The organism is Frondihabitans australicus, assembly GCF_003634555.1.
Taxonomy (GTDB): Bacteria; Actinomycetota; Actinomycetes; order Actinomycetales; family Microbacteriaceae; genus Frondihabitans; species Frondihabitans australicus.
The window spans coordinates 2,514,745-2,540,987 of record NZ_RBKS01000001.1 but is presented as its reverse complement, the minus strand read 5'-3'; the positions used below and the strand labels follow the sequence as shown (position 1 = coordinate 2,540,987).

The 26,243-nt window shown below is 70.7% G+C and carries 31 protein-coding genes; 14 read left to right on the top strand and 17 right to left on the bottom strand.

Annotated elements, in window-relative coordinates; genetic code table 11:
- The first annotated feature begins 12 nt into the window (after positions 1 to 12).
- From C8E83_RS11915 to C8E83_RS19250, 5 genes are all read left to right on the top strand, one after another.
- A complete protein-coding gene (locus tag C8E83_RS11915; protein WP_121370095.1) occupies positions 13 to 831 on the top strand; it encodes a sugar phosphate isomerase/epimerase family protein in 819 nt (272 codons plus the stop codon).
- Positions 828 to 1,979, top strand: a complete 1,152-nt coding sequence (locus tag C8E83_RS11910) for a Gfo/Idh/MocA family protein (protein ID WP_281270811.1) — start codon at positions 828 to 830, stop codon at positions 1,977 to 1,979. Before C8E83_RS11915 ends, C8E83_RS11910 begins: the two co-directional genes overlap by 4 nt.
- Positions 1,980 to 2,127: 148 nt before the next feature.
- Positions 2,128 to 3,450 (top strand): MFS transporter, encoded by a 1,323-nt coding sequence (locus C8E83_RS11905; protein ID WP_121370094.1) that lies wholly within the window; start codon positions 2,128 to 2,130, stop codon positions 3,448 to 3,450.
- A gap of 58 nt (positions 3,451 to 3,508) precedes the next feature.
- Positions 3,509 to 3,730, top strand: coding sequence for a type II toxin-antitoxin system HicA family toxin (locus tag C8E83_RS11900; RefSeq protein WP_211331692.1), 222 nt, complete (start codon positions 3,509 to 3,511; stop codon positions 3,728 to 3,730).
- Positions 3,727 to 4,164 carry a hypothetical protein gene (locus tag C8E83_RS19250; RefSeq protein ID WP_147430166.1) on the top strand — a complete coding sequence of 146 codons (438 nt, stop codon included), beginning with the start codon at positions 3,727 to 3,729 and terminating at the stop codon, positions 4,162 to 4,164. The genes C8E83_RS11900 and C8E83_RS19250 overlap by 4 nt, the downstream gene beginning before the upstream one ends.
- Here C8E83_RS19250 and C8E83_RS11895 read toward each other — a convergent pair.
- Complete coding sequence (locus C8E83_RS11895) at positions 4,058 to 5,428, bottom strand: glycosyltransferase (RefSeq protein ID WP_121370093.1); 1,371 nt, start codon at positions 5,426 to 5,428, stop codon at positions 4,058 to 4,060. The genes C8E83_RS19250 and C8E83_RS11895 overlap by 107 nt on opposite strands.
- Before the next feature lie 46 nt (positions 5,429 to 5,474).
- Here C8E83_RS11895 and C8E83_RS11890 point away from each other — a divergent pair, with 46 nt between their 5' ends.
- From C8E83_RS11890 to C8E83_RS11880, 3 genes are read left to right on the top strand one after another with little or no spacing between them, the layout of a single operon-like run.
- Positions 5,475 to 6,515, top strand: coding sequence for an NAD-dependent epimerase/dehydratase family protein (locus C8E83_RS11890; protein ID WP_121370092.1), 1,041 nt, complete (start codon positions 5,475 to 5,477; stop codon positions 6,513 to 6,515).
- Positions 6,508 to 7,287 (top strand): MBL fold metallo-hydrolase, encoded by a 780-nt coding sequence (locus C8E83_RS11885; RefSeq protein WP_121370091.1) that lies wholly within the window; start codon positions 6,508 to 6,510, stop codon positions 7,285 to 7,287. Before C8E83_RS11890 ends, C8E83_RS11885 begins: the two co-directional genes overlap by 8 nt.
- Positions 7,284 to 8,213 carry a 3-oxoacyl-[acyl-carrier-protein] synthase III C-terminal domain-containing protein gene (locus tag C8E83_RS11880; protein WP_121370090.1) on the top strand — a complete coding sequence of 310 codons (930 nt, stop codon included), beginning with the start codon at positions 7,284 to 7,286 and terminating at the stop codon, positions 8,211 to 8,213. Before C8E83_RS11885 ends, C8E83_RS11880 begins: the two co-directional genes overlap by 4 nt.
- Before the next feature lie 12 nt (positions 8,214 to 8,225).
- Here the strand turns inward: C8E83_RS11880 and C8E83_RS11875 are convergent, their stop codons facing one another.
- The 5 genes from C8E83_RS11875 to C8E83_RS11855 form a co-directional block, all read right to left on the bottom strand.
- On the bottom strand, positions 8,226 to 8,981 hold the full coding sequence (locus C8E83_RS11875; RefSeq protein WP_121370089.1) for an SDR family NAD(P)-dependent oxidoreductase: 756 nt from the start codon (positions 8,979 to 8,981) through the stop codon (positions 8,226 to 8,228).
- Between the two features lie 68 nt (positions 8,982 to 9,049).
- Positions 9,050 to 9,874, bottom strand: a complete 825-nt coding sequence (locus tag C8E83_RS11870) for a carbohydrate ABC transporter permease (RefSeq protein ID WP_121370088.1) — start codon at positions 9,872 to 9,874, stop codon at positions 9,050 to 9,052.
- Complete coding sequence (locus C8E83_RS11865; protein WP_245981643.1) at positions 9,871 to 10,812, bottom strand: carbohydrate ABC transporter permease; 942 nt, start codon at positions 10,810 to 10,812, stop codon at positions 9,871 to 9,873. The genes C8E83_RS11870 and C8E83_RS11865 overlap by 4 nt, the downstream gene beginning before the upstream one ends.
- Positions 10,809 to 12,170 carry an extracellular solute-binding protein gene (locus C8E83_RS11860; protein WP_121370087.1) on the bottom strand — a complete coding sequence of 454 codons (1,362 nt, stop codon included), beginning with the start codon at positions 12,168 to 12,170 and terminating at the stop codon, positions 10,809 to 10,811. The genes C8E83_RS11865 and C8E83_RS11860 overlap by 4 nt, the downstream gene beginning before the upstream one ends.
- The gene (locus tag C8E83_RS11855) at positions 12,170 to 13,168 is read right to left on the bottom strand and encodes a carbohydrate kinase family protein (RefSeq protein WP_170159930.1); all 999 of its coding nucleotides are present in this window, start codon (positions 13,166 to 13,168) and stop codon (positions 12,170 to 12,172) included. The genes C8E83_RS11860 and C8E83_RS11855 overlap by 1 nt, the downstream gene beginning before the upstream one ends.
- Before the next feature lie 193 nt (positions 13,169 to 13,361).
- Here C8E83_RS11855 and C8E83_RS11850 point away from each other — a divergent pair, with 193 nt between their 5' ends.
- From C8E83_RS11850 to C8E83_RS11840, 3 genes are read left to right on the top strand one after another with little or no spacing between them, the layout of a single operon-like run.
- Positions 13,362 to 14,141 carry a DeoR/GlpR family DNA-binding transcription regulator gene (locus tag C8E83_RS11850; RefSeq protein WP_121370085.1) on the top strand — a complete coding sequence of 260 codons (780 nt, stop codon included), beginning with the start codon at positions 13,362 to 13,364 and terminating at the stop codon, positions 14,139 to 14,141.
- A complete protein-coding gene (locus C8E83_RS11845) occupies positions 14,138 to 15,499 on the top strand; it encodes a 6-phospho-beta-glucosidase (protein WP_121370084.1) in 1,362 nt (453 codons plus the stop codon). Before C8E83_RS11850 ends, C8E83_RS11845 begins: the two co-directional genes overlap by 4 nt.
- Before the next feature lie 4 nt (positions 15,500 to 15,503).
- Positions 15,504 to 16,259 (top strand): glucosamine-6-phosphate deaminase, encoded by a 756-nt coding sequence (locus C8E83_RS11840; protein ID WP_121370083.1) that lies wholly within the window; start codon positions 15,504 to 15,506, stop codon positions 16,257 to 16,259.
- A 22-nt stretch (positions 16,260 to 16,281) separates the two neighbouring features.
- Here C8E83_RS11840 and C8E83_RS11835 read toward each other — a convergent pair whose 3' ends face one another.
- A complete protein-coding gene (locus C8E83_RS11835) occupies positions 16,282 to 17,256 on the bottom strand; it encodes an aldo/keto reductase (RefSeq protein WP_121370082.1) in 975 nt (324 codons plus the stop codon).
- A 60-nt stretch (positions 17,257 to 17,316) separates the two neighbouring features.
- Between C8E83_RS11835 and C8E83_RS11830 the strand changes: the two genes are divergently transcribed.
- Positions 17,317 to 17,724 carry a hypothetical protein gene (locus C8E83_RS11830; protein ID WP_121370081.1) on the top strand — a complete coding sequence of 136 codons (408 nt, stop codon included), beginning with the start codon at positions 17,317 to 17,319 and terminating at the stop codon, positions 17,722 to 17,724.
- Positions 17,725 to 17,731: 7 nt separating this feature from the next.
- On the opposite strand, the gene C8E83_RS11825 is transcribed toward C8E83_RS11830, so the two are convergent.
- On the bottom strand, positions 17,732 to 18,028 hold the full coding sequence (locus C8E83_RS11825) for a hypothetical protein (protein WP_121370080.1): 297 nt from the start codon (positions 18,026 to 18,028) through the stop codon (positions 17,732 to 17,734).
- A gap of 83 nt (positions 18,029 to 18,111) precedes the next feature.
- Between C8E83_RS11825 and C8E83_RS11820 the strand changes: the two genes are divergently transcribed.
- Positions 18,112 to 18,783 (top strand): hypothetical protein, encoded by a 672-nt coding sequence (locus C8E83_RS11820; protein WP_147430165.1) that lies wholly within the window; start codon positions 18,112 to 18,114, stop codon positions 18,781 to 18,783.
- Positions 18,784 to 18,970: 187 nt separating this feature from the next.
- Here C8E83_RS11820 and C8E83_RS11815 read toward each other — a convergent pair whose 3' ends face one another.
- The 6 genes from C8E83_RS11815 to C8E83_RS11795 all read right to left on the bottom strand — a co-directional run bounded on the left by C8E83_RS11815 (position 18,971) and on the right by C8E83_RS11795 (position 22,291).
- A complete protein-coding gene (locus tag C8E83_RS11815) occupies positions 18,971 to 19,798 on the bottom strand; it encodes an oxidoreductase (protein ID WP_121370078.1) in 828 nt (275 codons plus the stop codon).
- A gap of 116 nt (positions 19,799 to 19,914) precedes the next feature.
- Positions 19,915 to 20,892, bottom strand: a complete 978-nt coding sequence (locus C8E83_RS11810; RefSeq protein ID WP_245981641.1) for a cation diffusion facilitator family transporter — start codon at positions 20,890 to 20,892, stop codon at positions 19,915 to 19,917.
- A complete protein-coding gene (locus C8E83_RS19905) occupies positions 20,889 to 21,074 on the bottom strand; it encodes a hypothetical protein (protein ID WP_170159794.1) in 186 nt (61 codons plus the stop codon). The genes C8E83_RS11810 and C8E83_RS19905 overlap by 4 nt, the downstream gene beginning before the upstream one ends.
- Positions 21,071 to 21,433, bottom strand: coding sequence for an ArsR/SmtB family transcription factor (locus tag C8E83_RS11805; protein ID WP_121370077.1), 363 nt, complete (start codon positions 21,431 to 21,433; stop codon positions 21,071 to 21,073). The genes C8E83_RS19905 and C8E83_RS11805 overlap by 4 nt, the downstream gene beginning before the upstream one ends.
- Positions 21,434 to 21,526: 93 nt before the next feature.
- Complete coding sequence (locus C8E83_RS11800) at positions 21,527 to 21,712, bottom strand: hypothetical protein (protein ID WP_121370076.1); 186 nt, start codon at positions 21,710 to 21,712, stop codon at positions 21,527 to 21,529.
- Positions 21,713 to 21,928: 216 nt separating this feature from the next.
- Positions 21,929 to 22,291, bottom strand: coding sequence for a cupin domain-containing protein (locus tag C8E83_RS11795; RefSeq protein ID WP_121370075.1), 363 nt, complete (start codon positions 22,289 to 22,291; stop codon positions 21,929 to 21,931).
- A gap of 343 nt (positions 22,292 to 22,634) precedes the next feature.
- Between C8E83_RS11795 and C8E83_RS11790 the strand changes: the two genes are divergently transcribed.
- Positions 22,635 to 23,021: a hypothetical protein gene (locus tag C8E83_RS11790; RefSeq protein WP_121370074.1), complete on the top strand. Its 387-nt coding sequence runs from the start codon at positions 22,635 to 22,637 to the stop codon at positions 23,019 to 23,021.
- A 156-nt stretch (positions 23,022 to 23,177) separates the two neighbouring features.
- On the opposite strand, the gene C8E83_RS11785 is transcribed toward C8E83_RS11790, so the two are convergent.
- The 3 genes from C8E83_RS11785 to C8E83_RS11775 all read right to left on the bottom strand — a co-directional run bounded on the left by C8E83_RS11785 (position 23,178) and on the right by C8E83_RS11775 (position 26,231).
- Positions 23,178 to 23,720 (bottom strand): hypothetical protein, encoded by a 543-nt coding sequence (locus C8E83_RS11785; protein WP_121370073.1) that lies wholly within the window; start codon positions 23,718 to 23,720, stop codon positions 23,178 to 23,180.
- Between the two features lie 98 nt (positions 23,721 to 23,818).
- Complete coding sequence (locus tag C8E83_RS19900) at positions 23,819 to 25,552, bottom strand: sensor histidine kinase (protein ID WP_245981638.1); 1,734 nt, start codon at positions 25,550 to 25,552, stop codon at positions 23,819 to 23,821.
- A gap of 1 nt (position 25,553) precedes the next feature.
- Entirely contained in the window at positions 25,554 to 26,231 is a 678-nt protein-coding gene (locus tag C8E83_RS11775; protein ID WP_121370072.1) for a response regulator transcription factor, read from the bottom strand.
- Positions 26,232 to 26,243: the final 12 nt, after the last annotated feature.

Here is a 26,243-nt window from a genome sequence, read left to right as displayed (position 1 = left end):
CGAAAGGACATCATGGCCTTCCCCGCCATCTCCGTTCAGCTGTACTCCGTGTACCGCGAGATCGACAAGGACCTCGACGGCACCCTCGCCCGCCTCGCCGAGATCGGCCTGAAGCACGTCGAGGCCTTCGACTTCGTCTCGCGCGCCGACGCGCTGAAGAAGTCGTTCGCCGCCCACGGCCTCACCGCCCCGACCGGCCACGCGATCCTCATCGAGGAGGAGGTCGACACCCCCGACAAGCTGCTGTCGATCCCGCCGGTCGAGGAGACCTTCGCCGCGGCGGCCGCTCTCGGCCTCGAGGTCGTCATCGACCCGTACCTCGCCCCGGCTCGCTGGGCGACGGCCGACAGCGTGAAGTGGGGCGCCGAGCGCCTCAATGAGCGCGCCGAGCAGGCCGCGGCGTTCGGCCTGAAGGTCGGCTACCACAACCACGACCACGAGTTCCGCAACGTCATCGACGGCCGCCCCGCCTACGAGCTGTTCGTCGAGAACCTCGAGCCGAGCGTCAAGCTCGAGGTCGACCTGTACTGGGCCTCGGCCGCCGGAATCGACATCGTCAAGCTCCTGCCGCGCCTCGGCGAGCGGGTCGTTGCGGTCCACGCCAAGGACGGCCCCATGCGCGACGGCATCTCGACCGCCGAGCTCCCCACCGACCAGAAGCCGGCCGGGCAGGGCGGTGTGCGTCTCGCGGAGGCGATCGCCTCGGCTCCTGCCGTGAAGTTCGCCGTGATCGAGTACGACCACTTCGAGGGCGACATCTTCGACGGCGTCCAGCAGTCGTTCCAGTGGCTGTCGGAGCAGGCCGCGTCGACCGAGACGGTCTCGGCGTGAGCCGCGACGGGCGCGTCGGCGTCGGCCTCATCGGCGCCGGGATGATCTCGGAGCAGTACCTCGAGAACCTCACGAGGTTCCCCGACGTCGAGGTCGTCCGCGTCGGCGACATCGACACCGAGCGCGCCGCGGCGTCGGCTGCGAAGTGGGGCGTCGCTCGCTCCGGCACCGGCGACGAGGTGCTCGCCGACGACGACGTCGAGATCGTCGTCAACCTGACGCTTCCGGCCACGCATGTCGAGGTGTCGTCGGCGGCCCTCAAGGCAGGCAAGCACGTCTGGAGCGAGAAGCCGATCGGCGTCGACCGCGAGAGCGCCAAGGGTCTCGTCGACCTGGCCGCATCGCTCGGCCTCAAGCTCGGCATCGCGCCCGACACCGTGCTCGGCCCGGGCTGGCAGACCGCCAAGCGCGCCATCGAGGCCGGCGCCATCGGCACGCCCCTCACCGCGGTGACGAGCATGCAGTGGCAGGGCCCCGACTTCATCCACCCGAACGCGTCGTTCCTCTACGCGAAGGGCGCGGGCCCGCTGTTCGACATCGGCCCGTACTATTTCACGGCGCTCGTGCACCTGCTCGGCCCCGTCGCCTCCGTCGTCGCGACGGGCGCGAAGTCGCGCGAGACCCGCACGCTCGCCGTCGGCCCGAACGCCGGAGCGGAGTTCCCGGTCGAGGTGCCGACGCACGTCTCCGTGCTCACGTCGTTCGAGCAGGGCGGCCAGGGACAGTCGCTGCTGTCGTTCGACACGCCGCTCCTGCGCCACGGCGTCTTCGAGGTCAACGGCACCGAGGGCACGATCGTTCTGCCCGACCCGAACATGTTCGGCGGCGGCTGGCCGATCCGCATCGCCCGACCCCTCAAGGACGGCGCCACCTATCCCTTCGAGCAGGAGTGGGAGACCGTCCTCGACGAGGAGCCGAACGTCGGCCGCGGCCTGGGGATCCTCGACATGGCCCGCGCGATCCGCACCGGCGGGTCGCACATCGCCACGGGCGAGGTCGGCTATCACGTGCTCGACACGATGGTGAGCGTCGAGGAGTCGATCGCCAGCCGCTCGTTCGTCGACGTCGCGAGCACGGTCGCCCCCGTGCCGTCGCTGGCCGAGGGCTTCGACCCGTTCGCCTCCACGCTGGAGCCGGTCGCGGTCTGAGCGCAGCACTCGGGAGCCCGCATCGCAGTCGCGGTGCGGGCTCTCGCCGTTCCGCGGGATCAGGTATGTTGGCGAGCGCAACATTTGTCGGGCGGCGTGCGGATCCTGCGCCCTGCCCTGTGCCCTGACGACGAGACGAGAACGACCCGTGCAAGAGCTGGAGCCGGCGCTGCCGCTGCCCGCCGCCGTGCCCCGACGCTTCGCGGCCCTGCGCAACCGCGACTCGCGCCCCTACCTCTTCACGTCGGGGCTGTCGATGATGGCGGACAACACCGAGCACGTGATCACCTACTGGGTGCTGTGGCAGACGTTCCACTCACCGGCGCTCGTCGGGTTCCAGATCATCAGCCACTGGCTGCCGTTCCTGCTGCTGTCGGTGTGGTCGGGCACGCTGGCCGAGAAGTACGACTGCCGCAAGATCATCCAGGCCGGGCAGGTGCTCTTCATGCTGGTGAGCGCAGGATGGGGCACTCTCTTCGTGACCCACTCGCTCACCGTGTGGGAGGCCTGCATCCTCCTCGTGCTGCACGGCACCGCCGGCTCGCTGTGGGGCCCGGCCGAGCAGCTGCTGCTGCACGACTTCGTCGACCGGTCGGAGCTGCCGAGCGCCATCCGGCTGAACGCGACGTTCCAGAGCCTCGGAATCCTGTTCGGGCCGGTCGTGGGCTCGGCGCTGCTGCTCTGGCTGGGGCCGATCGCGGGCATCTACGTGAACGTGCTGCTCTACCTGCCGATGACGCTGCTGATGTTCCGGACGCGGTTCACGGGGCACACGCGCGACGCCGAGGCGCGGGCGGCGGGCGCTGCCGCCGGGGTCGCCGCCGACGTCTCCGAGCCGGCTCGCGTCTCGCTGCGCGACACCCTGCGCGTGCTGCGCAACGTCCGGTCGAACCACCTGATCATCGCCATGATCGTCATCTCGGGCCTCGCCGCCATCACCATCGGCAACGCCCTGCCGTCGTCGATGCCGGTCTTCGCGGCGCGTCTGGGCGCAGGATCCGAGGGCGACTTCACCTACGGCAGCCTCCTGTTCGCGATGGGGCTGGGTGGCGTCGTCGGCGGATTCCTGCTCGAGGCGACGGGCGTCATCAAGCCGACGCTCAAGGCCGCGGTGCTCTCGACGGTCGTGTTCGGCGGGGCGATCGTCGCGTTCGCGCTGACCGGGAGCTACCTGCTCGCCCTCGTCGCGCTGCTCATCGCCGGCGTCGGCGAGATCGCGTCGATGTCGATCACGCAGAGCGTCGTGCAGCTCGAGGCGCCCGCGGTGGAGCGCGGTCGCACGCTCGGCGTCTACGGCATGTTCGCGTCGGGGCTGCGGACGGGCGGCGGTGTGACGCTCGGCGTGGTCGGCGCCGCGCTCGGCGTGATCACCGCGATCGGGATCTTCGCCGGGGTGCTCGCCGTCGGGGCGCTCGTGGCGTGGTGGTACGCGCATCGGTCGCGGCCGCGTGCTGCGGTGCCCGCGGCCTAATTGTCTAGATGTTTAGCCACTGGACACTTGACGTGTTTAGGTCCTAAACTCTAGGCTCATGAAGCCGATGAAATCCGTCGACGTCAACCGTGTCATCGAGTCCCTCGGGGGTGAACAGGTGAGTCAGAGAGGCAGCCACCGCAAGTACGCGGTGGTCGTGGCGGGCGTCACGTATTCGACGATCGTCGCTCAGCACCGCGGCCACGAGATTCCGGTCGGCACGCTGCTCTCCATCCAGCGTTCACTTGAGCCCGCGTTCGGAAAGGGGTGGCTCGCATGAGTACGGAGGCTTACGTGGTCCATGTGACCCGAGAAGACGGCGTCTGGCTCGGCGAGGTCGTCGCCCGCGAGGGCATCCAGACGTACGCGCGAACGTTCTCGGGGCTCAAACGCGAGATGGACGAAGCGATCCGGGTCATGGACGACCTCGACGACGACCAGGAGGTCAGCGTCAGCTGGGCTTTCGACAATGTCGAAGAGGCATTCATCGACGCGAACGACATCGGCGCTCGCCGCAAGCAGCTCGACACGGAGGTGAGCGCCCTCGCTCGTCGCGCGGCCGAGATGGCGGCCGTCCTCCAGGCGAAGGGCTACTCGGTGCGCGACATCAGCGGGGCCCTCGAGATGAGCCCGGGTCGCGTGTCGCAGATCCTGACCGCCCCGAAGGGTCCGCAGGCAGCGAAGGGTCCGCAGGCAGCGAAGAGGGCGAGCTAAGGGCGGCGGCGTAGACGGCCTCGACGGCGGTGACGGGCTGGGCGGCGCGCGAGCGGGCTGCGAGCATCGCGGCGCTCGCGGCCTCGATGAGCGCAGGCTCAGCACGGAGTCTCGCCACCGCCGCGACGAGGCCCGCCGCGTCCGGCGTCGGCGTCTCGAAACCGCCGCCTGGCGGCACGACCTCGGCCAGGTCGGGATCGCAGAAGAGCACCGGCAGGCCGGACGCGATCGCCTCGAGCATCACCATGGGCTGGTTGTCGAAGTCGAGCGAGCTCGACACGAGCACGTGTGCGTCGGCCATGGCGACGAGCACGTCGGCGCGCGACACGGCCCCGTGGAGGCGGACCGGAGCTCCTGCGGCCTCTCGCGTGACCGCCGCTCGGGCGATGCCGTCGCCGTAGACGTCGACCTCGACGCCGGGACCGAAGGCGTGGGCCGCTCGCACGAGCACCGTCGGGCGCTTCTCGGGCGACAGCCGCCCCACCCAGATCAGGCGCAGCGGGCCGTCGACCGGCACGGATCGCACCGCGGGCGACGCCAGCAGCGGCGACGCCAGGGCCGACGGCTCGAGACCGTTCGACAGCACCGTCACCGGCGTGGTGACCCCGCAGTCGCGGAGCTTGCGGGCGAAGTGCGACGACGGCACGATCACCTGCGTGCTCGCCCGCGACTGCGCGAGCATGAGCCGCCACATCCGCCGGGCCAGGCGGGTGCGCGTGTAGGCCGTGCCGGACGACACACGGAGGCCTGCGTGGCTCACGTGGCGAGAGTGGAGCAGGGCGAGCAGAACGGTCGTCACGGCGGGCAGCGGCAGCACGTTCGCCGTGTACACGTCGATGCGGCCGTGCATGGTGTGGACCACCGGGAGGCCGAGCTCGTGCGCCACCCGGATGGCGCTCAGGGCGGCGAACATCTCGGAGTGCGTGTGCATCACCTCGATGCCGCGCCGGGCGAACTCGCGCCGGAGGGTCTCCCGTACCCGCCGCGGCGACCACGCGAACGGGTACCCGTCGGGGCGGAAGACGGGCGAGACCGGCAGCGCCACGACTTCCGGTTCGTGGGGTCCGTGGCCCGGCTCGCGGGCTCCGTCGCCGGACCGCTCGGCCGACCCTGCGGCGGGCGAGGCCGAGGGCGCAGGATCCCGCGGACAGAACACCGTGACCTCGTGCCCCGCGCTCGCGAGCCCCTCGGCGAGTGCCCGCACCGCCGTCTGCACGCCCCCGAGCGTCGGCAGGTAGTAGTCGGTGACGAGCGCGATCCTCACGCGGCGAGCCTACGGGTGTCGTCGAGCGCACGCATAGGATCGACGCATGGGGGGAACGGCTACTCGGGGGAGGGCACTGGTCACCGGTGCCAGCGGATTCCTCGGTGGGCACGTCGTGAGCGACCTCCGCGAGCACGGCTACGAGGTCGTGGCCGCGGGGCGTCGCAGGGAGGCGCTGCCCGCCGATGGTCCGACCTTCGTCGGCGACCTCGACGCGCTGGCCGAGGCCGCCCGCGGCGGCTCGCTCGGGCACCTCGACGTCGTCGTGCACTGCGCGGCGCTGTCGTCGCCGTGGGGCCAGTGGCGCGACTTCGAGCACGCCAACGTGATCGGCACCTCGCGCGCACTCACCGCAGCGCATGCCGGCGGGGCGCGACGCTTCGTCCACATCTCGTCGCCCGGCATCTACGCCGCGCCGCGCGACCTCGTCGACCTCCGGGAGAGCGACGTCGACCCGTCGCGCCCGATGAACTCCTATATCCGGTCGAAGCTCGAGGCCGAGGCCCTGCTGCGCGACGAGGTCGGAGCGACCGGAGGGCCCGAGATCGTCGTGCTGCGCCCCCGCGGCATCATCGGGCCGGGCGACCCCGCGCTCGTCCCTCGGCTCCTGCGCGTCCACCAGCGCTTCGGCGTGCCGCTGATGCGAGGCGGACGAGGCCTGATCGACCTCACCGCCGTCGAGAACGTCGCGCTCGCCGTCCGGCTTGCCGCCGAGACCCCGGGCCTCGACGGCGAGGTCTTCAACATCACGAACGGCGACCCCCGGCCGTTCGTCGACCTGCTCGACCAGCTGCTCGACGGATTCGGGCTGCCCCACCGGCACCGGCCGCTGCCCGCGCGGCTGGTCTACGGCCTCGCCGGGGTGCTCGAAGCGGTGTGCGGGGTGCTGCCCGGCCGGCCCGAGCCGTCGCTCACCCGGTACACCGTGACGACGATCGCCCACTCGCAGACGCTCGACATCTCACGGGCACGACGGATGCTCGGCTACGAGCCGCGAGTGACGCTCGACGAGAGCCTGGCGAGCTACGTGGGCGCCGCAGCGGCAGGCTCTCGGACGCCGCGCGAGGGGCGGGCCGTCGATGGGTAGCCTCGAGTACTTCGCGTGCGGGCAGACGTCGCACGGCATGCATCGGCTGCTCCGCGGTGCCGAGCGCGAGCAGCGCGTGTTCCCCTCCGGAGTCTTCCTCTACCGCGACCGCGACCGGCGCGTGCTCTTCGACACCGGCTACGCGCCCGAGCCCTGGGGCGCAGGATCCGCGGCATGGCTCTACCGGCGCCTCCTTCCCCCGCTCATCCCGCCCGGCGCCACCATCGGCGAACGCCTCCCGCCCGAATCGGTCACCCACGTCGTGCTCTCGCACCTCCACCCCGACCACGTCGGCGGGCTCACGGCGTTTCCCGACGCCGAGGTCGTGCTCAGCGAGGGGATCGCCCGGACTCTCGCGGCGCCGCGGCTGTCGCAGGGGGTGTTCCGCCGGCTCCTGCCGCCCGACCTGCTCGACCGGGCACGTGTCGTGGCCGACTCGGAGTTCGTCGACGATCCCGTCACCGGCCTGCGCACCGCAGACCTCTTCGACGACGACTCGTATCAGCTCGTCGACCTGCCCGGGCACGCGCGAGGGCACGTCGGCGCGCTCGTCGACGGGAGGGTGCTGCTCGCCGGCGACGCCGCATGGGGGCGATCGCTGCTCGGCGAGGAGCACCGGCTGAAACCCGTGCCCCGCGCCGTCGCCGACGACGCGGCCGCGCAGGCGGCGACCGCGCTCGCACTGCTCGCCGCGGAGCGTCGCGGCGTGCGGCTGCTGTTCAGTCACGACCGGCACCGCGAGGGTGTCGACCTGATGCAAGGGGGAGCATGAGAAACGCAACGATCACCGGGTGGGGGACCTGGTTGCCGTCGACGACGGTGACCTTCGGCAGGCAGACGCGCTACCGGATCACGGCCGACACGAGTCAGCTCGACATGCTGGCAGCCGCCGCTTCGCAGGCGCTCGACCGCGCCGGGCTCGACGCGTCGGACGTCGACTGCCTCATCGCGGCGTGCGCCGTCGGCGTGCAGCCGATCCCGTGCACGGCAGCGCTGCTCATGGAGCGCCTGGGGCCGCGATCGGAGGCAGCCTGCTTCGACGTGAACTCGACCTGCACGAGCTTCATCACGGCGGTCGACATCGCGTCGCGCTACCTTGCCGACGGCGAGTACAGCAGGATTCTCATCGTCTCGGGCGACGTCGGCTCGCGCAGCCTCGACCCCGCCCAGCGCGAGAGCTACGAGCTCTTCTCGGACGCCGCGGCGGCCGTCGTTCTCGAACGCGGGCCGGAGGGGGCCGGAGTCATCGCCAGCCTGCAGCAGACCTGGCCCGAGCACGCGCACGACACCGAGCTGCGCGGCGGCCTGTCGGCGTTCCCGTCGTACGACTACGCCGACGGAGACCCTGCCGACTACCGGTTCTCGATGGACGGCCGGCGGGCGCTGCGCGGCATGCTCTCGGTGCTGCCCGGCTTCTTCGAGCGCTTCTTCGCCAAGGCGGGGCTCGCGCGGACGGACCTCGACCTCGTCGTGCCGCACCAGGCCAGCGGCGCCCTCGGGCTCGCCATGCGCAAGCTGGGACTGCCCGCGGGCACCTACGTCGACAACGTCGCCGAGTACGGCAACATGGTCTCCGCCTCCGTGCCCTACACGCTCGCGCGCTGCCTCGACGAGGGCCGGATCGGCGCCGGCGACACCGTGATGCTGTGCGGCACCGCGGCAGGACTCACCGCCAACGCCCTGGCGCTGCGGTTGTAGGCCTGCAGAGCATCACCAGGGGATCGTCTGGTCCTCCCACCGGGTGAACGTGTTCGACGGGCCGTCGGGGCCGAGCAGCGCGACCCGCACGACCTCGCGCGAGCCCTCCTCGATCGTCTCGGTGCCCTGGAAGTTGTTGAGCGCGGTCGACGTGAAGCCCGGCGACACCAGGTTGACCTTGATGTCGGAGTCTTCGAGCTCGATCATCATCGCCAGCGTCATCGCGTTCTCGGCCGCCTTCGACGCCGGGTACACCGGCCCGAAGAACGACCTGAACGAGTAGGCCGGGTCGGCGTTGCCGGCGAGCGAGCCGAGCCCGCTCGAGACGTTCACGATCCTGGCGTCATGGCCCAGGCGCAGGAGCGGCAGCATCGCCTGGTAGACGGCGACCACCCCGAACACGTTGACCTCCCACACCGCGCGGATCTCGTCGAGCGACGCCGTGCTGACCGCGCTGCGCGGCGTGCTCTCGTCGCGCTGACGGCCGGGCACCGGCGCCGTGGAGATGCCGGCGTTGTTGACGAGGAGGTCGAGGCGACCGTGCTCGGACTCGATCCGGGCCGCAGCCGCCGCGATCGAGGCCGTGCCGGTGACATCGATCTGGATCGCTGTGGCACCCTCGCCGATCTCCGCCGCCGCCGCCTCGCCGCGGGCGAAGTCACGCGAGCCGACGTAGACGAACACGCCGGCCTTCGCCAGCTCGGACGCGACCTGCTTGCCGACGCCCTGGTTCGCTCCGGTGACGAGTGCGATGCGGTCTGGTGCCATGGGGGGAGTCCTCTCGATCCTGCGGTCGTCTCGACGCTACGCGCGCCGACTCGGACGCGGCACAGCGCTCACCGGCTCGAGATGCCGCCCACCATGCCGTTGATGAACCGGCGCTGCAGCACGAAGTACAGCACCACGATCGGCAGGGCCACGAGCACGCCGGCCGCCGAGAGCAGCGAGTAGTTCGTCGTGTGCTCGCCCTGGAAGAAGGCGAGGCCGAGCGGCGCCGTGCGGCGCGAGTCGGTCGTGATCATGACGAGCGGGGTGAGGAACTCGTTCCAGGTCCACATGGCCACGAGCACGCTCATCGTCGCGATCGCAGGCACCGACGGCGGCACGATCACGCGCCACAGCACCCGCAGGTCGCTCGCGCCGTCGAGCCTCGCCGCCTCGATGACGTCGCTCGGGAACAGCCGGAACTGGTTGCGCATCCAGAACACCCCGAAGGCGAGTGACTGGGCGGTCTGCGGCAGGATCAGCGACGCGTACGTGTCGGTGAGGTCCGCCCCGCGAAGATCGAAGTACAGCGGAATGATGAACGCCTCGGCGGGCAGCATGAGCCCCGCCAGCAGGACGAAGAAGATGATGTTCGTGCCGATGAAGCTCAGGCGCGCGAACGCGAAGCCGGCGAGCACGCTGAGCAGGATCGTGAGGATCACGACGCTCACCGTCACGAGCACGCTCGACAGCAGGTACGCGGCGAAGTGCCCCTGCGTCCACGCTGCGAGGTAGTTGCCGAAGGCGAAGGTCGTGGGCACGTGGAACCCGCCGTCGTTGGCCGACGCCGGCAGCACGCTGGAGAAGAGCACGCCGATCAGCGGCAGGATCGCGAAGACGGCGAAGACCGTGAGGACCACGTAGCTGACGACCTTCTCGCGGGCGGTGATCCTCATGCGACGTCCTTCGGCTGCAGACGGCCGATCAGGGCCGTGATGATCATGATCACGATGGTGAGGATGACCGCGACGGCGGCCGCCGCGCCGACCTGCCCCGTGTTGAAGGCGCGGTTGTACGCCTCGAAGGCGGGCACGGTGGTGCTGGTGCCCGGGCCGCCGCGCGTCGTGACGTAGACGAGGTCGAAGGTCTTGAGGGCGCTGGTCACGGTGAGGGTCAGGGCCACCGCGATCTGACCCCGCAGGGCGGGGAGGGTGATGCCGAAGAACTCCTGCAGGGCTCCTGCGCCGTCCATCCGGGCCGCCTCGAACAGCTCGGGCTGGATGTTGCCGACGCCGCTCACGAAGAGCACGACGCACAGCCCGATGTTCAGCCACGTTCCGACGAAGCCGATGGCGATCAGCGCGGTGCCGTAGTCGCCGAGCCACACCCGGGTCAGCGAGCCGAGTCCGACGCCGTCGAGCAGCTGGTTGAGCAGGCCGTTCTGCGAGTAGATCGACACCCAGATCGTCGCCACGACGACCGAGGCGATCACCTGCGGCAGGAAGAGCACCGTGCGGAACGCCGACATGCCGCGCAGGGCGTTCGCCCGTGAGATGACCATGGTGAGCAGCAGGCCCAGGAGCACGGGGATCGCCGCGTAGAAGACCATGAGGACCCCGGCGTGGAGGAACGCCCCACGGAGCTCCGGATCCTGCAGCACCGCCGCGTAGTTCGACAGCCCCGCGGCCGTCGCCCGGCTGATGCCGTCCCACGTGTAGAAGGAGTACTGCACGGTCTGCAGGGTCGGGACGCCGAGAAAAAGCGCGAACACGGCGAACGCCGGAAGCACGTAGAGGTACGCCTTCCACGACCGCTTCGGGCGCCGCGAGGGCGCGGCCGACCGAGTCGCCCCGGCCGCCCGCGACCTCGCCGTCACGCGTTCGCCCGTGGTCACCCGTGCTCCTTCTTGAACGCCGCGTAGTCGGTCTGCAGGCTCGCGGTGTACTGCGCCGGAGTCATCTGACCGGCGACGAGGTTCTGCATGCCGGCCGTCATCGTGTCGTAGAACGTGCTCGTCGTGTAGTCGAGGTACGGCACGACCGAGCTCGCGGCCGAGATCTTCTCGTACTGGGTGTCGATGTCGCCCGTGAGCGTGCCCGACGGCGGGGTGTAGCCGGAGGGGAAGACCGCCGGAAGGTTGCCGGTCTTGATGAGCGTGTTCGCGGCGCTCTCGTTCGTGATGAAGTCGATGTAGGCCGCCGCGGCATTGGCGTTCTTCGTCTTCGACGTGATGGCCCAGGCGAGGCCCTCGCCGCCCTGTGTCACGGGAGCCGACGCGCCCTCGGGCGTCAGCGCGACGAAGCCCGCGTTCGAGTCGCCGAGGTCTTTGGCGACCGTCGCCTCCTGCCAGGTCCCGTCGATGAGGAAGGCCGACTTGCCCGCGCCGAACGACGACACGGCGGTGTCCTGCGAGACGCCGCTCGAGCCGGACGTCAGGTAGCCCTTCTTCGACCAGTCGGCGATGGTCTGTGCCGCCTTGACGTTCGCCGAGTCGGTCCAGCTGCCGCTCTTCAGGGTGACGAGGTCGTCGACGGCCGTGCTGCCGGCGAGGGCCGCCTGCACGACGCCGTAGAGGTGGATGCCGGGGCTCTTCTCGAGCGAGCCGTAGGAGAGCGGCAGGATGCCCTTCGCCTTCGCCGCCGCCATGTCGCTCTCGAGGTCGGCGAGGGTCTTCGGCGCCGAGACGCCGATCTGCGACAGCACCTTCTTGTTGTAGTAGACGCCCACGAGCTCGCCCGTCTGCGAGACGCCGTAGAGGTTGCCGGTCTGCCAGTCCTTGCCGTCGGACGAGAACATGTTCAGCTTGAGCAGGCTCTGCGGGTAGTAGCTGTTCCAGCCGTAGAGCTTCGCGTAGTCACTCTCGGTGCGCAGCAGACCGCCCTTCACGAACGCGCCCATGTCGGGATAGCCCTGGTTCGCCTGGACCACGTCGGGCGGGTTGTTGCCCGACAGCGCCAGCTTGAGGGTGGTCTTGAGGTCGGCGAACGAGCGCGACACGCGCTTGATGGTGATGTTCGGGTACTTCGCCTCGAAGGCCTTGTTGAGCTGCTGCTGCGCGGTGTCGATGCCGCCGTCGGTGTTCTGGTCCCACACGGTCAGCGTGATCTTGTCTTTCGTGACCGTCTTCGACACCGGGCCGGTCGAGGCGGAGGTCGAAGGGCCCGAGCCGCCCGGGGCGCAGGCGGCGAGCCCCGCCACCAGACAGGCGGCCACGCCGATGACGAGCGGTACACGACGGTGGGTGCGGTTCATCAGATCTCCTCGGGGGTGGGTGTTGCGGGAACAGCGGGTGCGTGGCTCGTCGCCCAGTCGTCGACGAACGACCAGTCGCCCTCGGGCGAGAACTCGTCGATGTGACGCAGGAGGTCGTCCGGTCGCGGGGCGCTCGCGGCGCCGCCGAGGCTCATGACCGACAGCGACGCGCACAGCCCCGCGAAGCGGAGGCGCTCCTCCATCGGCCAGCCGGTCTCGAGCACGGCCATGAACGTCGCGACGAAGACGTCGCCGGCGCCGGTGGGGTCGACCGCGGGCACGAGCACGGCGGGAACCTCGGTCAGCTCGCCGGTGCCGCTGTCGAAGGCGACGGCGCCCCTCGAGCCGCGCGTCACGACGGCGAGCTCGACGCGCTCGCCGAGGGCACGGGCGGCCGCGACGGGGTCGTCGGTGCGGGTGTAGTTCATGGCCTCGAGGTCGTTCGGCACGAACACGTCGACGTCGCAGAGGCTGTCCAGCACGTCGCTGTGCCATTCGCCGCTGGAGTCCCAGCCCACGCCGCCGACGATCGTCGTGCCGGCCGCGCGAAGGGTACGCACCCAGTCGGGCAGGGTGGCCGACACGCCGATGTGCGTCGCGGCGACGGGAGCCAGATCGGCCGGGAGGCCGAGGTCGTCGATCTTCTCCTCGTACGTGATGAAGCTGCGGTCGTGGGCGCCGGTGAGCGAGACCGTCACGGGGCTCTGGTGGCCGGGCACGACCCGGGTGCGGCTCACGTCGAGATTCGGCTCGTCGGCCAGCAGCGACCGGATGTGCATGCCGAGCACGTCGTCGCCGAACTGCGCGAGCAGGATCGTAGGAACGCCGAGCCTGGCGGAGGCCACGGCGCGATTGGCGACGCCTCCCGGCGTGACCGTGAAGGCGTCGGCGAACACCTCGGTGCCTGCCTCGGGCACGGCGACGCCCGAGAACACGACGTCGCAGAAGACGTCGCCGGCGAAGAGGAGAGGTGCGCCCTCGGATCGCTGCAGCTGCACTCGGTGACTCCGTTCGATGTGATCGACTTCGAGCACCGCAGCCGGGTGGCACGGGGCACTTCGTCAATGATGTGCACGAGTTGTGACCGTCATGTTACGCAGATGACGCACTTTTGTTAACTCTGAGCATCATTCGACGTTCAAGAACGTCAAACGTTCGCAAAGTCGATCACGCGCGGGTTAGGCTGTGGCCATGATCTTGAGAGAGCGACAGGACCGAATCATCTCGGCCCTGCGTCTGTCTGGCGCCGCGTCGGTGAAAGAGCTGGCGGAGGCGCTCGCGGTGAGCGAGGCGACGATCCGGCGCGACCTGGAGACCCTCGACGCCAACGGCGAACTCACGCGCACGTACGGCGGGGCGGTCCTGCGTCCGGGAGCAACGGTGCAGGACCCCGGCGACCCCGTCGACCAGGAGGGCCCGTTCCAGCAGGACGTCGACCTCGAGCTGAAGACCGCCGTCGCGCGGGCCGCCGCCGGCCTCGTCGTCGACGGCAGCGTCGTGATCCTCGACATCGGCACGACGACGCCGCTGATCGCCCGCGAGCTCAAGGGCCGCGACATCACGGTGATCACGAGCAACCTCGCCGTGCTCGACGAACTGCGCGACGACGAGGCGGTGCGCCTCGTGATGCTCGGCGGTGTCGTCCGTCGCAACTACCGCACGCTCGTGGGCTCGCTCACCGAGCTCGCCCTGACTCAGATCAGCGCCGACATCGTCTTCCTCAGCTGCACCGGCGTCCGCGCCTCGGGGCACGTCGTCGACAACATGGCGGTCGAGGCCCCGATCAAGCAGTCAATGATCGCCGCGGCCGACCGGGTCGTGCTGCTCGCGACCGAGAAGAAGTTCCCCGGCACCGGTGCCCTGCGCCTGTGCTCGCTCGCCGAGGTCGACGTCGTCATCACGACGCCCGGCGCGCCCGACGACACGCTCGCACTATGCCGGAACGCCGGCGGAGAGGTCACCATCGCATGAAGCTCTGCATCCTCGGAGGCGGCGGATTCCGCACTCCCTACGTCTACCAGGCGCTGCTCCGCGACCAGGGCTCGCCCCGGGTCGAGGAGGTCGCCCTCTACGACGTCGACGAGGCTCGGCTGCACACGATGGTCGCGATCCTGACGGAGCTCGCGGCGGGCTTCCCCGACGCACCTCGCCTCGTGCCGACGACGTCGCTCGAGAAGGCCGTCGAGGGCAGCGACTTCATCTTCGCGGCCATCCGCGTCGGCGGTCTCGAAGGGCGTCGCTGCGACGAGCACGTCGCCCTCGATCTGAACGTGCTGGGCCAGGAGACGACGGGGCCGGGCGGTCTCGCGTACGCGCTGCGCACCGTGCCGGTCATGGTGAACATGGCGAAGGTCATCAAAGACCTCGCCCCGAACGCGTACTTCCTCAACTTCACGAACCCGGCCGGCATCATCACCGAGGCGATGCAGAGTGTGCTCGGCGACCGCGTGCTGGGCATCTGCGACACGCCCTCCGGTCTCGGGCGCCGGGTCGCCGGGCTCCTGGGCCTGGATCACACCCGCGTGCAGATGGACTACGTCGGCCTGAACCACCTCGGGTGGATGCGTCGCGTGATGTACGACGGGCGAGACGTGCTGCCCGAGCTGCTCGCGGACGACGAGAAGCTCGGCCTCATGGAGGAGGGGCTCGTCTTCGGCACCGACTGGATCCGCACCCTCGGCGTGATCCCCAACGAGTACCTCTTCTACTACTACTTCAACCGCGACGCGGTGCGGAGCATCGTCGACAGCAGGCTGACCCGCGGCGACTTCCTCAAGGAGACCCAGGGCGCCTTCTATGAGCGGGCCGCCGCCGCCGGGAACGGCGTCGCCGACCTCTGGCGCGAGACGGTCGACGCCCGGAGCGCCAGCTACATGGCCGAGGCGAAGGGCGGAGAGCAGGGCGACCCCGCCACCGAGCGCGAGCGCGAGACCGATCCGAGCCATCAGGGCTACGCCGGCGTCGCCCTCGGCGTGATGGCCGCCATCAGCCGCAATGAGCGCGCCACGATGATCCTCAACGTCCGCAACCGCGGTGCCGTCGAGGGCATGCCGCACGACGCGGTCGTCGAGATCCCGACGACGGTCGACGCCAACGGCGTCCACCCCCTCGCCGTCGACCGTCAGCCCGAACTCGACCAGATCGGGCTCCTGCAGCAGGTGAAGGCCGTCGAGCGCCACACAATCGCCGCCGCCATGACCGGCTCCAAGAGCGAGGCGCTCAAGGCCTTCGCCCTGCACCCGCTGGTCGACTCCGTCTCGGTCGCGCGCGACCTCCTCTCGGGCTACATCGACCGGATCCCCGAGGTCGCGGCCGTCCTCACGAAGTAGCCCCGTGCGCATCATCGTCCGCGACACCGCCGTCGAGGCGGCCGAGCACGCCGCCGATCTCGTGGTCGACTCGGCTGGTGGGGTGCTGGGCCTGGCCACGGGCAGCTCCCCGCAGCCGCTGTACGCGGCGCTCGCCGCTCGGGTCGCCGACGGCAGCGTCGACTTCGGCCGCACGCGCGGGTTCGCCCTCGACGAGTACGTCGGCCTCGACCCCGCCCACCCCGAGAGCTACCACTCGATCATCGCGCGCGACGTGATCGGCCCGCTCGGGTTCTCTCCGTCGCGGGTCTTCGTGCCCGCAGGATCAGGGACCCTCGACGAGGTCGACGCCCGAGCCCTCGACTACGACGCCGCGATCGCCGCCGCCGGCGGCGTCGATGTGCAGATCCTCGGGATCGGCTCCAACGGTCACATCGGCTTCAACGAGCCCGGATCGGCCGCCGACTCCGTGACACGACGGGTCGATCTGGCGCCGTCCACGATCGCCGCGAACAGCCGCTTCTTCCGGTCGGCGGGGGAGGTGCCGGTGCAGGCCGTGACGCAGGGGATCAGCACGATCCTGCGGGCTCGCTCGATCGTGCTCGTCGCGAGCGGGGCGGCCAAGGCGCGGGCCGTGCGGGCTGCCGTCGAGGGGCCGGTGGGGGAGTCGTGCCCGGCGAGCTTCCTGCGGCTGCATGACGAGGTGACGCTCTGCCTGGACTCCGCGGCCGCGTCGCAGCTCGGCGTCGGGCTGCGGTCGGGCGCGGGCGTCGGGGCCTGACGCGACCGGCTCTCGCTGCGGCTCAGGCGTCGAGCGCGATGCCCTCGGGGACCACTGCGTCGAGCGCCGCCCACAGCTCGTCGGGCAGGGCCTGCGTCGCGGCGTCGATCGCCGCCTCGAGGCGCGGCAGCGATGACACCCCGACCACCGTCGAGTGGATGCGCCGCTCGCGGACGCTGAACTGCAGCGCCGCCGTCCCCAGCGGCACGCCGAAGTCGTCGCACACGCGCTGGAGGGCCGTGACGGTGTCGAGCACCTGCTGCGTCGCGGGCCGGTAGGCGTAGGTGCCGGCGAAGCGGGGATCGCCGGTGAGGATTCCCGCGCCGTAGGGTGCGCCGTTCGTGATGCCGACGTCCCTCGCCGTCGCCGCGTCGAACAGCGCCGACGCCGAGCGGTCGACGAGCGTCCAGCGGTTGTGCGTGATGAGCGCGTCGAACAGGTCGGTCTCGACGAAGCGCTGGAGCATGCCGACCGGGCCGCCCGAGATGCCGATTGACGACACGACGCCCTCCTCCTTCATCGTCACGAGCGCCGAGACGGGGCCGCCGTCCGCCATCGCGGCCTCGAAGCCGATGCTGTCGGGGTCGTGCAGATGCAGGACCTGGAGGTGGTCGACCCCCAGCCTCTCCAGCGTCTCGTCGAGCGACCGTCGCATCCGGTCGGCGGAGAAGTCACCCGTGGCGACGTCGCGGTCGAGCTTGGTCTGCACGACGAGACCTGCGGATCCTGCGCCCTGATCGGCCAGGGTCGCCTTCGCACGCGCGAGGCCGCGGCCCACGAGGAGCTCGCTGCGCCCTCCGCCGTAGATGTTCGACGAGTCGAGGAAGTTCACCGGGAGCGCCCTCGCCGCGAATGGCGTGGAGATCTCGGCGATGCGCTCGTCGCCCTCGGTCTCCGTCTCGCCGTCGCGGGTCGCGCCCCAGGATCCGGAGCCGATGCAGAGCGGGGTGACGTCATAGCCGGTGCGGCCGTAGCGGCGGGTGGGGAGGTCGGTCATGGATCGAGTATCGACCCGGGTGTGCGCCTGCGCCCGACCCGCACTCGGTACGCTCGAGGCATGACGCCTGAACAGCTGTGCACCGCCGTCGTTGCACGACTCACCGAGATCACCCCCTTCATCGCCCCGACCGTCTCGCACACCGAGCAGTCGGGCGACTCGACGGACTGGCTCGTGCAGACCGCGATCGACTTCGAGACCGGCATCATGGCCTACACGGAGGACGGCCGGTGGCGGGTCGGCCTGGCGCAGGTCGAGGAGGACCGCGGGCTCACACAGGGCGACCTCGACGCCGGCATCGCCGCGGAAGACACCGACGCGGCGGCGAACTTCATCATCATGAGCGCCCTCCGCTACTACCGCGGAGAACTCCTGCCGCCGCGCGCGCCCGACGCCGAGGATCGCGCGGCGATCCTGGCCGAGATCGTCGCCCAGCTGGAGGCGTCGGCGCCCGGCGACGAGGCGTAGCGCGCCGTCACGCCCGCCGGCGTCGGGTGAAGTAGACGACCGAAGGCACGTACGCCAGGCCGAGCAGGCCGCTCGCCACGAGGAGCGTGATGTCGAGGCCGTTCGTCTGTGCGCCGGTTAGAAGGGCGATCAGCCGTACGACGAAGACGGCCCACCACACTCCGCCGATGATCGCCGAGGCGACGAGGCTCCTGCCGCTCACCCACCACGGCGGCTTCGGCTGAGTCGCGGGGGCCTCGGGCGCTGGATCCGGCGCAAAGCCGAGCCTCTCGAATCCGTCCGGCGCCTCGTCGTCCCCGCCCATGCCACGAACCTAGGCTTGCGGATATAGACGTACTCGCCAATCTCAGTGATATAAGAACACTGAGTACCAAGGGAGTTACTTCTATGACGGCTTACCGACGAATTCGCATCGATTCAGGAGCGCTCTTTGTCGCCCTCCTGCTCGCGGTTCCCGTGCCGCTCTCGGCTGCCGCGTCGCCTGCTGAGCACGCGCATCCGGCGACGGCTATTTCGCCTAGTCCTCGTGGCGGTGGGGTGTTCGCTGACAATCTCGACCTCTCTGCCGAAGAGATCAACTCGCGATTCGCGCAGATAGATGGTGATTACGCCGTGGGCCAACGATTCAGTCCTGTCGACGAAGAGTTCGTCACGATGTACGCGACGCCGATCGACGCCGCCGCAGAATCGGGCATCGGCATTAACAAGACGCTCGCGTTCTCGAAGTCACGGACGAGCGGTGGAGTGACGGGGGCGATCTCGGGGTCACTGAGCACAGACGGCAGCGGTCCCGTGACGCACCGCTACGCCGTGAGCGTCAAAGCCACGAGCAGCGCCAAGGCGACGAAGATGAAGATCCAGGCGGAAATTCGTTCGTACGGTGTGATCGGCAGCGGCGGGCTCGGGCTGACCTATTCGGCGAGCCCGAGCGTCACGACGACGGCGCACTCGTACAGTTTCAGCCGCTCGGGCTCGTACACATCCGTCGCGGTCTACGACACGATAAGCGCCTCCGCGACGATCTACTCATCCGGTGGCTCGTTCTCGGTGACGAGCTGAGGCGGCGCGGTGCTAGTCGATTTCTCGTGGGTGGGACTCCTGCTGAACCTGATCATCCTCGGTGCAGTCGGGGCTGCAATCGCGCTGCCTGTGCGGTCGGGATTGCGGCGTCGTGACGAGCGTGTGCGCGCGGCCGCCATCGCGAGCGAGCGCGAGCGGGAGCGCGCAGCGGGTGAGGGCTGACGGGTCAGTCGAAGTCGGTGCCGCGGCTCGCGGACTCCCAGACGTCGACCTCGGCGCGCAGCGCATCGAGCGCCGCGCGGAAGCCCGTCGACGCATCGTTGCCGAGGACCAGCATGTACGGGGTCTCGGGCGACTCCACGGCGTCGATCAGCACTCGGGCGGCCTTCGCCGGGTCGCCGGGCTGCGTGCCGTGGACCGTGTCGTGCTCCTTGCGACGTCGACCCGCGGTATCGGCGTAGTCGGCGATCGGAGTGGCCGACTGAGTGAGCGAGCGCCCGGCGAAGTCGGTGCGGAATCCGCCCGGCTCGACCACCATCGCGGCGATCCCGAGCGGTGCGACCTCCTTGCGGAGCGACAGGGTCAGCGCCTCGATCGCCGCCTTCACCGCGGCGTAGTAGCCGGACCCCTCGGGCGACAGGCGAGCGCCGATCGACGAGAGGTTGACGATCGTCCCGGAGCGACGGGCGCGCATCGCCGGCAGCACCGCCTTGATCATGCGGACGCTCCCGTACAGGTGCGTGTCGAACAGGCGCTGCACGTCGTCGTCCACGCCCTCCTCGACGGCGGCGCGATAGCCGTAGCCGGCGTTGTTCACGAGCACGTCGACCTGGCCGAAGCGCTCGACCGCGGCGGCGACGGCGGCATCGACCTGCATCTGGTCGGTGACGTCGAGGGCGGCGGCCAGCGCGGTGTCGGGGTAACGCGTCGCGAAGTCGGCGACGGCCGAGGCGTCGCGCGCGGTCACGACGACGTTGTCGCCCCGCTCGAGGACCGCGTCGGCGAAGGCGCGGCCGAGGCCGGTCGAGCATCCTGTGATCAGCCAGGTGGACATGTGGTGACTCCTATCGTGGTCGGTCGCTGCCCACGCTACGAGCGTCGACCCCGACGTGAGAGGTACGGTCGGTGCCCCTCCCGGCCGGGCCGCCGAGACACCCCCGATCCGACCGTTCAGGGCGCAGGAGCGCCGAATCCCGTCGGGTCGAGGGTGTCTCGGCGCGCATGCCCCGCGGGGACGGGCGTGACGGTGAACGAGTCGAGGGTGCGGAGCGCCTCGCGCACGTGCTCTTCGGCGTGGTCGGCGGTGTGGTCGGCGTCGTGCAGGTCGGCGGCGGCGACTTCGATCGTGGCCGAACCCGTGAGCCGGTGGCCGATCCAGCGGAGCCGCACGTCGCGCACTGCCGACACGCCGTCGACGCGCTCGATGGCGTGCTCGACGCGCTCGACGAGCGCCGGATCGACGGCGTCCATGAGGCGGGCTCCGATCGACTTCACGGTGCCCCAGAGCAGCAACAGTATCGAGATCGCGATCAGCAGACCGATGATCGGATCGGCGAGCGGGAACCCGAGGAGGACGCCGATCGCCCCGAGCACCACGGACAGGGAGGTGAAGCCGTCGAGCCGGGCGTGGACGCCGTCGGCCACGAGGGCGGCGCTGCCGATCCTGCGCCCCACCCGGATCCGGTAGATCGCGACGAGCTCGTTGCCGGCGAACCCGATGAGGCCCGCGGCGATCAGCCAGCCCGCGTTGTCGACCGGGCGCGGATGGATGAAGCGGTCGACGGCCTCGACTCCCGCGACGACGGCGGAGAGGGCGACCACGAGCACGATGAACATGCCGGCCAGATCTTCGGCGCGGCCGTAGCCGTAGGTGTAGCGGCGGTTCGCCACGCGGCGCCCCAGGACGAAGGCGATCCACAGCGGGACAGCCGTCAGGGCGTCGGCGAAGTTGTGGATCGTGTCGGCGAGCAGGGCGACCGATCCGGTGAGGGCGACGAAGGCGGCCTGGAGAATGGTCGTGCCGAGGAGCACGAACATGCTGATCTTGAGCGCCCGGACCCCGGCGGTGCTCGCCTCCATGGCGTCGTCGATGGAGTCGGCGGAGTCGTGGGTGTGCGGGACGAGCAGATCGTAGAGGAAGCCTTTCACGCCGCCGTGGGGTGGGTGTGCGGGTGGTCGTCGTCGGCGTGGTCGTGCGCGTGCGGGAGGCCGCCGTGGTCGTGCGTGTGCGCGTGGGGGAGGTCGCCGTGGTCGTGCGTGTGCGCGTGGGGGTGGACGGGGCCGGGGGTGTCGGTGGGGGAGGTGTGGCCCTGCTCCTGCGACCCGGTCATGCGCCTGTCTGCTGCGTGCGGTGGTGCGAGGCTGTTCCGACCACGTGCTCGGCCTGCTTGACGGCGTCGACGACGAGCTCGGAGGCGTGCTCGTCGGTGAGCCGGTAGAACACTGTGGTGCCTTCGCGGCGCGTCGAGACCATGCGGGCCAGGCGGAGTTTCGCGAGGTGCTGCGAGACCGCCGCGGGGCTCTTGTCGACGACGTCGGCGAGGTGGTTCACGCTCATCTCGCCGGAGGAACGGAGCGCCAGGATGATGCGCACCCGCGTGGCGTCGGCGAGCATCGCGAAGACCTCGACGGCGAGTTCGACGTACTCGGATTCGGGGTCGAGCCCGCATACTTCCGTATCTAAGTGCATACGCAGATTCTTCAGGAGATCGGCCTCGTCGTCAATCGACAGTGCTGCGCGCGCGGGTGCGCCCCGCTGTACGGAGCGGGGCGCCGGCTATTGCTAGCCGCGGACGACGTCGAGAGCGAGCGAGGCCACGGTGGCGAGCATCGTCACCACGGCAACCCAGTCGACCTCGGGTCGCTGATGCTCGTCACGTTCGCACACGACGGCACCACCTCCCTCGATGATCGCGCCGACGAACACGAGAAGCGGGAGGCCTGGGGCGGTCGCCGGGTCGCGTGACATGTTGCACGCGGAACCCGGATCGGCCTAAACTGTCCGAGCAGGTGGCTCGGACAATTTGGCTGTCCCAGGCTTTCCACTCGGAAGGCAACCTCGAAGCCCAGGCTTGTTGTGGCAGGCCTGGGCTTCAATTTTGCCCTGGAGCGGCTCGAGTCGGCGTCGTTCTCGAGCCCTCCACTCGCGAGCCTAGCGCATTCTGATACTGAAATATCATCGATTTTAGGCGGGGTTGCCGCCGCCCATACTCCAGTCGGGCTTGCCGCCGGCCGCGTTGGACGTGACGCTCGTGCCGAGGATGATGAAGCGCGCCTCGGTGGCGGACATAGGGCAGTGCTCGACGCCCCGAGGCACGACGAACACGTCGCCCGCGCTCATCACGACGTCGCGGTCGCGCAGCTGCACGGTGAGGTCGCCGTCGATCACGATGAAGGTCTCGTCCTGGTCGTCGTGCGAGTGCCAGCGCGTCGATCCGGTGCCCTTCGCCACCTTGATGAGCGTGCCGTTCGCCTCGGCGAGCACCCGCTGCGACCAGAACTCGGTGAGCCCGTCGAGGGCGTCGGTGAAGCTGACCTTGTCGTCCATCGGGCCAGCCTGCAGGGTCGCAGGAGCAGCGGCAAGGTCCGATCGGTACACCGTGGACCGCATTCCGACCCTTCGGGAGGAAGACGTTCCTCCCCGGCGTGCGACCGCGGAAGGTGGCGTCGCGTTGGGGAGGAGTTTCGGCGGCGGCTCCCTCCTGGACGTCGCCGAGTTCCTCCCGAGTGGCGCCGCGTGGGCGCTCCACCACCGTTCGGGAGGAAGAAAGCCCTCCCAAGCGGCCCACGAGCCGTGGGCCTGGCTTCACCGCGATGAACCGCACGCACCTCCTTCTCGTGTCTCCACAGAAAGGCCCCGACGGCGGGGCCGGAGCGGAAGAAGGCACGTCATGACCGGAACCACACTTCGCACGCTGCGCATCGTCAGCGGCATCGTCCTGCTCGCGGTGGGGCTGATCCACCTGTTCCTCGTGTTCGACGGGGTCGGCGGCACCCTCGGCGTGCTCTTCATCCTGAACGCGATCGCCGGGGTGGTGCTCGGGGTCGGTGTGCTGGCGGCTCGGGGTGGGCTGCTGAGGGCGGCGCTGCTCCTGGGCCTGGCCTTCGACGTCGTCAGCCTGCTGGCCCTTCTGCTGGCCCTCACGGTCGGCCTGTTCGGCATCACCGAGGTCTGGACCTTCACGCTGGTGCCCGAGACGGTGCTGATCGAGGCGATCGGCGTCGTCGTGCTGGCGATCACCGCCGGGCTGGGCCTTCGCCGCACGCAGACGGTCTGATCGGGTTCGGTCAGGGCGCAGGAGCAGGGGCACCCGCCCCCGGCGACAGCCGCGCCCCCAGACGCGGCGAGACACCCCCGACCCGACGCCGCGGCGGCCTCTGGGGCTCCGCCGCGTCGGGTCGAGGGTGTCTCGCCGTCCCGCCGGAAGCGGCGGTCAGCCGTCGGAGCCGTGGCCCGAGCCGCCGTGGTCGTCGCCCGCCGGGTCGTCGTGACCGCCGCGACCCGATGAGCCGGAGCTGCCGGAGCCGGAGCTGCCGGAGCCGGAGCCGCTCGAGCCCGAGCCGTGGCTCGACGAGACGCTCGCACCGGAGCCGCCCCGCGACGCGCCGCCGCGGTCGTCGGTGCCGGGGGCGTGCACGCCGTGGTCGTCCGCGACGGAGGGCGCGGGCGACGGCACGGTGGCGGGGGCCGAGGGCGAAGCGGCGGGAGCGACCGGCGCCGTCGTGGCGTGAGGCGCTCCGTGGTTGTGGTGGTGGACGGCCTCGGGGCCGGTCCGCAGGCCCCCGTGGTCGTCGGCGACCGGCGCCGGCGCTGCCGTGCCCGTGACGACGGGGGAAGCCGTCGCGGGAGCGGTGCGGGTGTCGTGCGTGGCGGGGTCGTCGGCGCCCTGCGAGGCGAAGGCGACGCCGGCCGAGCCGAGGACGAGTGCGGCTGCGGCACCCGAGGCCGCGATCCAGCGGGTGGTGCGTGTGATCATGATGTTCCTCCCGGTGCGGCCCTCCTGTGGGTCGCTGTCGATGGAAGAACTGTCGCTCGGGGGTGCTGAAGCGGCCCTGAAGCCCGCTGAAGATCCGTTCAGCGAGGCTCGCGGCCGTCCGCCGGGAGCTCGACCACGAAGCGGGCGCCGCCGAGCGGCGAGGACTCGACGTGGACGCGGCCGCCGTGCGAGGTGACGATCCCGCGCACGATGGCAAGGCCGAGCCCCGACCCTCCGGCCTCGCGCGCCCGGGCCTCGTCGAGGCGAACGAAGCGCTCGAACACGCGCTCGAGTTCGGACTCGGCGATGCCGGAGCCGTCGTCGTCGACCGTGAGCACGGCGCGGCCGTCGGGCCCCTGGGTCAGGGAGAGCGCGATGGCCGACGAGGCGTGGCGGGCGGCGTTGTCGGCGAGGTTCCGGACCACCTGGGCCAGGAGGCCCTCGTCACCGAGCACGCGTGCGGGGCCGAGGTGAGACGTGTCGACGGCGAGCTCACCGCCTGCACGGAGCCTCACGGCCTCGGCTCCGACGAGGTCGTCGAGGTCGACGTCGGCCGCCGCGCGAGCCAGCGCGCCCTCGTCGGACTTCGCCAGGATCAGCATCGCGCTGACCAGGTCGGCCAGCCGCGCCCCCTCGGCGAGCACCGTGTCGGCGAGTCGTTCGGGCGGCAGCCGGTCGGGGTAGGACTTCGACAGCTCGGCGTGCTGCCGCATCACCGCGAGCGGCGAGCGCAGCTCGTGCGACGCGTCCGACACGAACCGGCGCTGTGCCGCAGCCGAGGCGTCGAGGCGATCGAGCATGCCGTTGAGGGTGGCTGCGAGACGCGACACCTCGTCCGAGCCGCCCGGATCGTCCACCCGCTCGGACAGATGCGCCGCCGAGATCCCGGCGACGCGGGCACGCAGCCTCTCCACCGGGCGCAGCGCCCTCCCCACCACGAGCCAGGTCGTGATCGCCATGACTCCGAGGAGGGTGGGCACCGCGGCGGCGAGAGTGGCGCGGGTCGCGCCGGTGGTCGCGTCGAGGGACGTGGTCGACAGCGCGGCGACCACGAGGTACTCCGAGGCGGTGGGCGCAGGATCGGCGACAGCCGACGAGCGCCCCGCACCTCCGCCGAGAAACCCGGCGAACCCGTCCCCGAGGCCCGAGCCGCCGCCGGAGCCGCCGCCGCTGCCTCCGCCCGAGCTGCCTCCGCCCGAGCTGCCGCCGGACGAGCCGCGGCCGCTCCCGCCGCCGCCGGAGCCGCCGGTGTCGTCGGCCCCGCCCCCGGACGTTGAGCCCGACGGGCGTGAGGCGCCCCCGTGGTCGTCGGGCGGGGTGGACGACGAGGGAGCGGTCGGGCTGCCCGATCCTGCGCCCCCGTGGTCGTCGTGCGGGGTGACGGTGATGGTCGGCGCGGGCGTGGAGCGATCGACGGCGCCGCTCGAGGCGACGAGGTACGCCGTGGGGCCCAGGCGAAGCGATGATCCCGGCGTGCGGTCGGCCTGGCGCGTGTAGGCGCGGACCGCCGCGGGGTCGCCCCCGGTCGCGATTATCTCGTGCGTCGCAGCCGTCTCGACCACGACGAAGCCGTCGTCGCCGACCGAGGCGCGTGCGACGGAGACGGCGTCGGGAGGAGTGGCTCCTGCTTCGAGCTGCGCGAGCACCCGGTCGGCGGCCGACGACGCCCGCGACGCCAGACCCTGGTGCAGCACCGCGCTCTGCACGGCGGCGAGCACGACGGCCGCCACCAGGAGCGTGACGCCGACGATCGCGACGGCCGAGAGGGTGATGCGCAGGCGCAGCGACCCGCGGCGGCGGCGACGGCTCGCAGGAGCGCCGGGCGCGGTCACGTCACCCTCCGTCGGCGGCGAGCCGGTAGCCCGCCCCGCGCACGGTCTGGATCGCGTCGCGATCGAACGGCCGGTCGACCTTGTTTCGAAGGTGCCGGACATAGACCTCGACGATGTTGTCGTCGCCGTCGAAGTCGTCGTTCCACACGCCTCCGAGGATCGACCGCTTCGTCACGACATCGCCCGGCCGGCGCAGCAGGTACTCCATCACGGCGAACTCGCGCGCGGTCAGGTCGATGGGCGTCTCGCCTCGCCAGAGGCGACGGGCCGCAGGATCCAGGCGGAGGTCGCCCGCGGTGAGCTCGGTCGGCCTCTCCCTCGCTCCCCGCCGCACGAGGGCCCGGATGTGCGCGAGCAGCACGGCGAACGAGAACGGCTTCGTCAGGTAGTCGTCGGCGCCGGTGTCGAGCCCCTCGACCTGATCCCACTCGCCGTCCTTCGCGGTGAGCATGACGATGGGCACCCAGTTGCCCTCGGCGCGGAGAGCCCGGCAGACGGCGTAGCCCGACATCCCCGGCAGCATGACGTCGAGGACGATGAGGTCGAATGGGTTCTCCTGCGCCATCCACAGGCCGTCGACGCCGTTGCTCGCGACGTCGACGGCGAAGCCCTCCGCCTCGAGCCCGATCCGGAGGCCGTCGGCGAGTCCGGGCTGGTCGTCGACCACGAGCACGCGCATGCCGTGTGCACG

Bases quoted from the DNA above. Each gene is read 5' to 3' on its own strand.
- C8E83_RS11845 (WP_121370084.1), top strand. From the start codon at position 14,138: ATGAAGCTCTGCATCCTCGGAGGCGGCGGATTCCGCACTCCCTACGTC.
- C8E83_RS19250 (WP_147430166.1), top strand. From the start codon at position 3,727: ATGAGTACGGAGGCTTACGTGGTCCATGTGACCCGAGAAGACGGCGTC.
- C8E83_RS11795 (WP_121370075.1), bottom strand. From the start codon at position 22,291: ATGGACGACAAGGTCAGCTTCACCGACGCCCTCGACGGGCTCACCGAG.
- C8E83_RS11815 (WP_121370078.1), bottom strand. From the start codon at position 19,798: ATGTCCACCTGGCTGATCACAGGATGCTCGACCGGCCTCGGCCGCGCC.
- C8E83_RS11875 (WP_121370089.1), bottom strand. From the start codon at position 8,981: ATGGCACCAGACCGCATCGCACTCGTCACCGGAGCGAACCAGGGCGTC.
- C8E83_RS11800 (WP_121370076.1), bottom strand. From the start codon at position 21,712: ATGTCACGCGACCCGGCGACCGCCCCAGGCCTCCCGCTTCTCGTGTTC.
- C8E83_RS11835 (WP_121370082.1), bottom strand. From the start codon at position 17,256: ATGACCGACCTCCCCACCCGCCGCTACGGCCGCACCGGCTATGACGTC.
- C8E83_RS19905 (WP_170159794.1), bottom strand. From the start codon at position 21,074: ATGACCGGGTCGCAGGAGCAGGGCCACACCTCCCCCACCGACACCCCC.
- C8E83_RS11885 (WP_121370091.1), top strand. From the start codon at position 6,508: ATGGGTAGCCTCGAGTACTTCGCGTGCGGGCAGACGTCGCACGGCATG.
- C8E83_RS11820 (WP_147430165.1), top strand. From the start codon at position 18,112: ATGACGGCTTACCGACGAATTCGCATCGATTCAGGAGCGCTCTTTGTC.
- C8E83_RS11785 (WP_121370073.1), bottom strand. From the start codon at position 23,720: ATGATCACACGCACCACCCGCTGGATCGCGGCCTCGGGTGCCGCAGCC.
- C8E83_RS11790 (WP_121370074.1), top strand. From the start codon at position 22,635: ATGACCGGAACCACACTTCGCACGCTGCGCATCGTCAGCGGCATCGTC.
- C8E83_RS11805 (WP_121370077.1), bottom strand. From the start codon at position 21,433: ATGCACTTAGATACGGAAGTATGCGGGCTCGACCCCGAATCCGAGTAC.
- C8E83_RS11915 (WP_121370095.1), top strand. From the start codon at position 13: ATGGCCTTCCCCGCCATCTCCGTTCAGCTGTACTCCGTGTACCGCGAG.
- C8E83_RS11825 (WP_121370080.1), bottom strand. From the start codon at position 18,028: ATGGGCGGGGACGACGAGGCGCCGGACGGATTCGAGAGGCTCGGCTTT.
- C8E83_RS11900 (WP_211331692.1), top strand. From the start codon at position 3,509: ATGAAGCCGATGAAATCCGTCGACGTCAACCGTGTCATCGAGTCCCTC.
- C8E83_RS11870 (WP_121370088.1), bottom strand. From the start codon at position 9,874: ATGAGGATCACCGCCCGCGAGAAGGTCGTCAGCTACGTGGTCCTCACG.
- C8E83_RS11860 (WP_121370087.1), bottom strand. From the start codon at position 12,170: ATGAACCGCACCCACCGTCGTGTACCGCTCGTCATCGGCGTGGCCGCC.
- C8E83_RS11830 (WP_121370081.1), top strand. From the start codon at position 17,317: ATGACGCCTGAACAGCTGTGCACCGCCGTCGTTGCACGACTCACCGAG.
- C8E83_RS11775 (WP_121370072.1), bottom strand. From the start codon at position 26,231: ATGCGCGTGCTCGTGGTCGACGACCAGCCCGGACTCGCCGACGGCCTC.
- C8E83_RS11890 (WP_121370092.1), top strand. From the start codon at position 5,475: ATGGGGGGAACGGCTACTCGGGGGAGGGCACTGGTCACCGGTGCCAGC.
- C8E83_RS11850 (WP_121370085.1), top strand. From the start codon at position 13,362: ATGATCTTGAGAGAGCGACAGGACCGAATCATCTCGGCCCTGCGTCTG.
- C8E83_RS11880 (WP_121370090.1), top strand. From the start codon at position 7,284: ATGAGAAACGCAACGATCACCGGGTGGGGGACCTGGTTGCCGTCGACG.